The sequence below is a fragment of the Thermococcus sp. genome (genome assembly GCF_027052235.1).
GTDB lineage: Archaea > Methanobacteriota_B > Thermococci > Thermococcales > Thermococcaceae > Thermococcus.
Map to the genome: position 1 here is coordinate 1 of NZ_JALUFF010000078.1, position 7,402 is coordinate 7,402.

The 7,402-nt window shown below is 54.5% G+C and carries 8 protein-coding genes; 6 read left to right on the plus strand and 2 right to left on the minus strand.

Translation table 11 applies throughout. From position 1 onward, the window contains the following. On the plus strand, nucleotides 1–785 hold a 785-nt coding region (locus tag MVC73_RS10030), incomplete at its 5' end, for an ABC transporter ATP-binding protein (RefSeq protein WP_297510591.1). Here the strand turns inward: MVC73_RS10030 and tsaA are convergent. Then, entirely contained in the window at nucleotides 757–1,422 is a 666-nt protein-coding gene (tsaA, locus tag MVC73_RS10035) for a tRNA (N6-threonylcarbamoyladenosine(37)-N6)-methyltransferase TrmO (RefSeq protein WP_297510612.1), read from the minus strand. The genes MVC73_RS10030 and tsaA overlap by 29 nt on opposite strands. A gap of 87 nt (nucleotides 1,423–1,509) precedes the next feature. Between tsaA and MVC73_RS10040 the strand changes: the two genes are divergently transcribed. Genes MVC73_RS10040 through MVC73_RS10060 form a run of 5 tightly spaced genes read left to right on the plus strand, consistent with a single transcriptional unit; the run spans nucleotide 1,510 to nucleotide 7,238 of the window. Further along, nucleotides 1,510–2,478, plus strand: a complete 969-nt coding sequence (locus MVC73_RS10040; protein ID WP_297510594.1) for a MoxR family ATPase — start codon at nucleotides 1,510–1,512, stop codon at nucleotides 2,476–2,478. After that, on the plus strand, nucleotides 2,478–4,331 hold the full coding sequence (locus tag MVC73_RS10045; protein ID WP_297510597.1) for an Ig-like domain-containing protein: 1,854 nt from the start codon (nucleotides 2,478–2,480) through the stop codon (nucleotides 4,329–4,331). Before MVC73_RS10040 ends, MVC73_RS10045 begins: the two co-directional genes overlap by 1 nt. Further along, a complete protein-coding gene (locus tag MVC73_RS10050) occupies nucleotides 4,328–5,122 on the plus strand; it encodes a hypothetical protein (RefSeq protein WP_297510600.1) in 795 nt (264 codons plus the stop codon). The genes MVC73_RS10045 and MVC73_RS10050 overlap by 4 nt, the downstream gene beginning before the upstream one ends. After that, nucleotides 5,122–6,354, plus strand: coding sequence for a DUF58 domain-containing protein (locus MVC73_RS10055; protein WP_297510603.1), 1,233 nt, complete (start codon nucleotides 5,122–5,124; stop codon nucleotides 6,352–6,354). Before MVC73_RS10050 ends, MVC73_RS10055 begins: the two co-directional genes overlap by 1 nt. Then, on the plus strand, nucleotides 6,351–7,238 hold the full coding sequence (locus MVC73_RS10060; RefSeq protein WP_297510605.1) for a hypothetical protein: 888 nt from the start codon (nucleotides 6,351–6,353) through the stop codon (nucleotides 7,236–7,238). Before MVC73_RS10055 ends, MVC73_RS10060 begins: the two co-directional genes overlap by 4 nt. On the opposite strand, the gene MVC73_RS10065 is transcribed toward MVC73_RS10060, so the two are convergent. Then, nucleotides 7,189–7,402 (minus strand): adenosylhomocysteinase (locus MVC73_RS10065; protein ID WP_297510608.1); only part of this gene is annotated, 214 nt, incomplete at its 5' end. The two genes, MVC73_RS10060 and MVC73_RS10065, sit on opposite strands and share 50 nt — an antisense overlap.

The window sequence follows — 7,402 nt, forward strand, 5'->3', positions numbered from 1 at the left end:
TCCCCCACATGAGCGTCTTCGACAACATAGCCTTTGGACTGAGGCTCAGAAAGCTCTCGAAGGCCGAGATCGAGCGGAAGGTCCGGGAAGTGGCGGAGGTGCTGGGGATAGGGCACCTCTTAGACAGAAAGCCGAAAACGCTGAGCGGCGGCGAGAGCCAGCGGGTTGCGATAGCGAGGGCTTTGGTTGTCGAACCGAGGCTTCTTCTCCTGGATGAACCCTTCGCCAACCTTGACGTTCAAACCCGGTCGAAGCTTTTGGCTGAGATGAAGCGCTGGAGGGAGGAGTTAGGCTTCACTGCCCTGCACGTCACCCACTCCTTTGAGGAGGCGGTTAGTTTAGGCGACCGCGTTGGCGTTATGCTCGACGGAAGGCTCGTCCAGGTCGGTTCGGTCAGGGAGGTCTTTTCGAGGCCGGCGAACGAGGAGGTTGCCCGCTTCTTGGGCTTTGAGAACATCATCGAGGGCACGGCTAAGGGAAGGAGGCTGAGGGCGAACGGCCTTGAGATAGAGCTTCCGGTCGAGGCAGAGGGACGGGTGAGGGTTGGCATAAGGCCCGAAGATATAATCCTCTCGATGGAACCCCTCCGCAGCTCCGCGAGGAACGAGTTCAAAGCGGTGGTTGAGTCGGTAGAGGAGCTTGGGCCGGTTGTCAGGGTTCACCTCAATGCCGGGGGGATTCATCTCAGGGCCTTCATAACGCGCTCCTCGATGCTGGAGATGGGGTTAAGCGCCGGAAAAGAAGTGTGGGTGGGCTTCAAGGCGAGCGCCCTTCACGTCTTCTGAGCCTGTCCCTTATCTCCACGGGCAGGTTCTCGTATACCTCCTGGAGGGTGTCAATCAGCTCGACAAGCTCCCCCGCCGTCAGCGTCGTTGTCTTCGGCCCGATTTCGAGGATCACCGCGTCGTATTCTTCCGGTGAAACCTCCTCAAGCTCGTCAAGGTGCTCGCTCTTCCTCGGGATGACGTTCACCTCGCCTATCATCCTGCTCCCCCTGATGTGGGCTTCCCCCTCCTCGATCGGAATCTCCTTGGGGCAGTCGTAGCGCTCGACGAAGATTTTGATGTCCACCACAGGAGTCCCGTCCATGGCATCTATCCAGTCGATGTAAAGACGGTTCCCTTCAATGCGATGAATTCTGACGGTGTAGAGCGCTACCGGGTTCGGTCTGTAGGGTGAGCGAGTCGCGAAAACTCCTGTCAGTGGATTCTTCGGGTTGCCGTAGGGGTGCACTTTGAGGACTCTCCTCTTAGGGGGCGTATCGCTCCCGTGGAACCAGAGGACGAGCTTTACCCAGTCCCCCTCGCGGAGGCCTTCCGTCGCCTTCCAAAACTCTGGGAGGATTTCTACGAAGGTCTCCTGAAGTTCCTCGTTCTTCCGGAGGTATCCAACCGGGACGATTTTGAAGGGTTTGAAGTTCACCCGCACCACCGGCTTAATTAGACCGCAAGATTTAAAACTTAACCTCCACTTATTCCAGACCACAGTATATAGTAACAGGTGGTAAATATGGAAGTTGGAGAGCTTGCCTTGCTCTCATCTCTCATCGTTGATGCTATTTCCGAGGTTTACATCGGAAACAGAGACGTCGTGGAGAAGACCCTCGCAGCGGCCCTCGTCAACGGCAACGTCCTCTTTGAGGATCACCCCGGTCTCGGAAAGACCCTCCTAGCAAAGGCCTTTTCCAGGGTTCTCGGCCTCGACTACAGGAGAATACAGTTCACTCCCGACCTTCTCCCAGCGGATATAGTTGGAACCAAGGTGTGGCGCCAGAACACCGGAACCTTCGAGCTTGTCAGGGGACCTGTCTTTACAAACGTTCTCTTAGCCGATGAGATAAACCGCGCCCCGCCGAAGACCCAGTCGGCTCTGCTCGAGGCGATGGAGGAACGGCAGGTGACCATAGAGGGCGAGACCCTCAAGCTTGAGAGGCCCTTCTTCGTGATGGCCACCCAGAACCCGATAGAGTACGAGGGAACTTATCCACTCCCGGAGGCCCAGCTTGACCGTTTCCTCCTCCGCCTGAGCGTTGGCTATCCGAAGACCCTTGAGGACGAGGTTGCCATACTTGAGGCCAGGCTCAGGTGGAAGAAGGATGACCCCACGGTCGACTTAAAGCCGGTTATAGACAGGGAAACGTTCCTTGAGATGCAGAGAACCGTCGAAGAGTCGGTCTACGTCAGCAGGCCGGTTTTGAGGTACATAGCCGAGCTCGTCAGGAACGTGAGGGCTGATGGAAGAGTTGAGGCAGGCCCGAGTCCCAGGGGAGCACTGGCCCTCCTGAAGGTCGCCAAGGCGAGCGCCGCCATGGACGGAAGGGACTTTGTTATACCGGACGACGTTAAGAAGTTCGCCTTCGAGACCCTCTCCCACAGAGTGGTCATAAAGGCGGAGTACTCCTTTGAGGGCGTCACCGGAAGGGAGGTCGTTGAGAAGGCCCTCCAGGCGACACACGTTCCTAAAGAGAGTGAGGAGTAATGGACAGGGTTAGGGTTGCAATCCTGGTTTTTCTCCTCTCCGCCCTGATGGTCATTTCCCTGAGCTTCACTTACATCCCCAAGAAGGGGTTAAACCTTAGTGGGATTAAGGAGGAACTATCCTCCGAAGCCAATCCGCAGAAGGGCATGAAAAGCACAGTCGATGTAGATAATCTGAGAGAACAGAAGGTAGGTAAGGTTCCCCCTGATACTGACTTTACTTTCAAGCCTACGACTGAGAAAGCCTCCTGTCCAGTGGTAATACGTCCCACGGATCCCTTCTTAGTGTGCGTTGACACCCCTGCAAAGGGCATTCCCATTAAGGAGGGTTCCTACTGGGACATGCTGGTTAAGTACAAGGGCCTCTATTACGTGCCCCTTGAAGGACACAGACTCATCAAGGGAATCAATGACCATGCATACCTCCGTACTGATAAGCCCCTTGTGCTTTCCTATCCAGGTGGCGAGTTCTCGATATGGGTCAACTCCTTCTTTCCGGGTCGCCTCGTTCCCGTTAACTCCAAGTACCTCGTCGTTTCTAACATCTCTCAGCCCTACGTTATGTATCACTGGAGAATCACCTACGAAATTGATAAAAACGCACCCCCTGGCTATTATCCGCTCTTCTTCCTCCTCAACTCGAGCAACGGGACGATTGCCAACGCGCTCCTAACCTGGGTAGAGGTTCTCCCAAAGGCCATCGTGGGGGTAACCTCCATGCCATCACAGCTTTCTGGCAACGGAACACTGAAAATGACCGTTAGTGGAACGGTTACCTATTTTAATGGCTCTCCCGTTAAGGGTGGCACGATTACAATAACAATAAACCGGACAAAGAGCGAGAAGGGCATTGTTGTCGGGAAAGGAAACGTTGTCAACGGAACCTTCAACGTCGGTTGCTCAATCCCATCCGATGCCGTTGGGAAGTACTCGGTGGTGGCCCACTATAGAGGCCCCTACGCTTATCCCGGGAACAGCGACCCCGAAGTTGTTATAAAACGCCGTCCCTCCATTGATGCGAACGTTACGGTGTCAGATAACTTGACATTCGTAAGGGGGCTGGTTCACTACGGCGCTTCACCTCTGAACGGCACCATCGTCGTGCTTGCCCAGCGGGGAAAGAAGGTTTTAAAAATCCGGCAAAATCTGAAGAACGGAACCTTCTCGGTCAGGCTCGACGGAAAGGTGGATGAGATCGAGGTAATCTACGGCGGAAGTGGCTTCTACCTCCCAACCCAGAAGGTCGTCTACAAAAAGAAGGGCTTACTGCCTGAGAGCTTTCATGTTAACCTTCGTTTAGGAGATTCTGCAGTTCTTATCCTCCTCCCCATCTCTCTCCTGGCCGTTGTCGGGGCGGGCTTTCTCGTTGCCAGGAAAGGAAATGGAGTCCCCACAGAAAATGCTGTGGAGGCTGAGGGAGTCAATCACTCTAGGGAGGTTTCCCTCGCAAGGAGGGTCTTTCTGCCCGGGGAGGAAGTGGAGTTTCCTGCACCACCTGAGTGCGATGTCCTGCTGGACGGAAAGACCGTGGAGGGGTCGCTGAGGTTATCTACACCCGGGAAACACCTCCTTGAAATCTGTGGGAGGGTCTTTGAAATCTACATCTTACCACCGAAAGAGGCCATAATCAAGCTCTACGAACTGCAATTCCTTCCCTTTGCCCGGTCCGCTGTCTACGTCGACAACAGGACTCCCTACGAGATTGCCGGGGCCTTTGGCTCGACCGATTTCTTCAGAGATGCCATGCAAGTGGCCAAGATTTTCACCCTGGCCAGATACTCCCTCAGGGACATTGGGAAGGGGGATTTTTGGGAGATGGTTGAGGCAATGGAGCGCATGGGGGTGTTCGAATGAGGTTCAAAGAACTGGTGCAGGATTATGTTAATGGGGTGGTTCTCTGGGCCCTTCTGGGAATCATCTTAAAGGATCACGTGGGAAAAGTGTCCCTCGCAGTTCCTTTCCTCCTCGCCATTGGAAGTCCTGCAAAGCGCTTTGGAGAACCAAGGGGATACCTGCTGAAAGCCCTGGCCTTCCTATCGTCCTCGGCCCTGCTCCCGCTGGGTGAAGGATGGCTCTCCTCTGTCCTCGCCGTAACATTCCTTCTCGTGGGCGTTGCCTACGCGTTCTCATATCCCCTCTACCACAGGGGCAACAACTTTTTACCGAGGAACATGCTTGGTGTAGCCGTTGCAGGCTTTGTCCTGGGCGCTGGCCTCTTTCTGAGGATATCCTCCGTGAACATGATGCGCCTCCTCGACCTCTTATTGGCGGTTGCCCTCCTCTGGATTGCAATCTCAATTGGGGAGTACATCTCGATTAGGTACCGCTCCAATAAGGTAATCTCGGACTTTTGGCCGGTTGAGATAAAGAGGGTAGATTTCAGTCTTGTTGAGGTTAGGAGGACAATCTCGCGTTTCGTTGAAGATGCTGATCCCGCCCCCTTAATCGTCCAGCTCCTCAGGAGGGTTCCAAGGAGTGTTTCCGATGCCGACCTCGAAGAGCTTGTCAGGATGCTCACGGAGTACAGACCGTACACCGGTGGTCCCTTAACACCACCGTGGTTGAGAACCTTGTACGCCGAGAAAGAGAAGGAAAAGCGGGCAAACTTGGTCAGGGAAGTCCTCGGCCTGCTCTCAGGGTGGTGATGAGAATGAACTGGGTTCGGTGGCTCTTTCTCTTCACGGTTCTTCCCCTTGCACTCGCCGTCATAACAGGGGCAATCAGCCTTTCTTATTTTGCTTTATTGCCAGCGTCGGTTCTGGCTTTTTCTCTCCTTTTCGAGCCTCCTTCGGGCTTTTCCGTTGAGAGGAGCTTTAGCAGGACGTCCCTCAGGGTTGGGGAGGAGGTGGAAGTCAGGGTCAGGTTGAGGGTTGAGAGAGGAGTCGGGGCGGTTGTGGTGCAGGAAATCTTTTCGCCTGCTTTGAGGGTCGTGGAAGGTAGCAGCAGGCACGTCTTCTTCAAGAGGCCCGGGGAGAAACTGGACGTTGAGTACAGCTACCGCCTGAGGGCCGTGAAGAGGGGTCAGCACAGGGTTTCGCCCGTCGAGGTTGAGGGGCATCACTTTCTCGGGCTGGAGGGATCAAACTACGCCCTCCTGCTGGATGAGGTCACTCTGAAGGTCTCACCCAGGGTTCCCGGAATCAAGAGGGCAGTTCTGCGCAACGTGCGGGGAAAACCCGGGACTCCGCCGGTTGCCGTTACGAATCTCGGATTTTCCTCCACAGAATTCAGGGAGGTTAGGGAGTACAGGGCAGGCGACCCCCTGAGGGCAATAAACTGGAAGGCCACCGCGAGGCTCAACACCCCGCTTGTGAATGAGTACGAGAGGGAAGGTTTCCTGACCGTGATGTTTTACCTGGACGCTTCATCCTCCATGATGGTTGGGGGGCTTGAGGAAAACGCCCTTGAGGCGGCGGTTGCTTCCCTGATTCCCCTCGTGCTCTACCTCCTCAGGAGGGGTTATAAGGTAGGACTTTACATACTCGGCCACGAAACGTTGCTCACTCCAGTCTCGGGCTACTCCTCTGCCTCAACCTTTACGAGGACGCTGACCTCTGTGGGAATCTCATCCAAAGAGGAATCTCTTCCACTGGCCGTTGAGAAGACGAGGAACGTCCTTAGGGGAGCACTTCCGGTGGTAATAACCAATCTGAGGCGGGACAACTTCTCCGAGATAAAGGAGGGCATGGAAAGGCTTTACTCCCTAACAAAGAACACGCCGATTCTCATGGACGTTGATGTCTACCCCAACCTTGAATTCGGCGAACTGATATCGGTCTGCAAAAAGGGTCTTAGAGAGGAACTCCGCTTCCCGGCGATAAAGCTCTCAGAAAATGAAAACGGCGCAGTGCTCCAGTTCCTGGGGGTGGTAAGGTGAAGATCGTGAGGAGGCTTTCCTATGTTGTCATGGGGTTAGTTTCCCTCTCAGTTGCCCTTTCCTATCCTTCATTGTTTGGAGATATAAGCACTCTTGTGGCGGAGAAGCTTGGTCTCTATGTCCCGCCAATTCTGCTATCTTTTCTCGTTTTTCTATTCCTAACCCTCACTCTCTTCGAGAGAAGGGGCTTTTCCCTGCCCCTCACGGTCAGTGTAATGTCCGCCCTCTACATTTTCCCCTATATCGGCGGGGTTCCTGTCGAGAGGGTTCCCTACGTTGCCCTCTCTGCTCTTCCTCTCTCCCTGGCAATCGTGATGGCCCCTTATCTTCACTTCCTCGTGGGGCGTGAAAAAGCCCTTCAGGGGCTTCCTGAGAGCGAGTGGAACGCCGTGGTGAAGGAGGAACTAAGGGTATTCCTGCTATCGATGGTTCCAGGTGGGATGCTACTCGCTTATCTCCTGTACTCCACGGCCCTTGGAACGAGGCCCATCGCACTACTCCCGACTTATGTCGTGCCCGTTATTGCACTCTCTATAGGTCTTTTATTGGCCTCAGTGGATAGGACTGGGAAACCCGTAGAGAAGACCGTCCTCGTGATGAGGGGTTACCTCACCGCTGGTGACAGCTTTGAGGTCAGAAGAGGTAGTCTCTATGAGAGAGGTTACGAGTTGCTCCTCGTTGGAGGAACCCCGGTTAAGAGGCCTGTTCTTATCAGCATCGAGGACGAGAATGTTCCCCACTACGTCCTCCTGAAATCGCCCTGGGACAAACTTTTCCTTGTAAAAAAAGATGAGGTTGTGGAGGGAAACACCCGCTACGTGATTTTCCTCCCCTCTACGTCCCGTGCTCCCAGCTCTCAAGGTATTTCCTTTGCTCCTCCGTGAGTTTCTCGATCTCAATCCCCATCTCGGCGAGCTTTATGCGAGCAACCATCTCGTCTATCTCCCTTGGGAGAACGTAGACCTTCGGTTCAAGCTTCTCGTGGTTGTCTTTGATGTACTCAGCGGCTTTAGCCTGCAAGGCAAAGCTCATGTCCATTATCTCCGCC

Bases quoted from the DNA above. Each gene is read 5' to 3' on its own strand.
- MVC73_RS10040 (WP_297510594.1), top strand. From the start codon at position 1,510: ATGGAAGTTGGAGAGCTTGCCTTGCTCTCATCTCTCATCGTTGATGCT.
- MVC73_RS10045 (WP_297510597.1), top strand. From the start codon at position 2,478: ATGGACAGGGTTAGGGTTGCAATCCTGGTTTTTCTCCTCTCCGCCCTG.
- MVC73_RS10050 (WP_297510600.1), top strand. From the start codon at position 4,328: ATGAGGTTCAAAGAACTGGTGCAGGATTATGTTAATGGGGTGGTTCTC.
- MVC73_RS10055 (WP_297510603.1), top strand. From the start codon at position 5,122: ATGAGAATGAACTGGGTTCGGTGGCTCTTTCTCTTCACGGTTCTTCCC.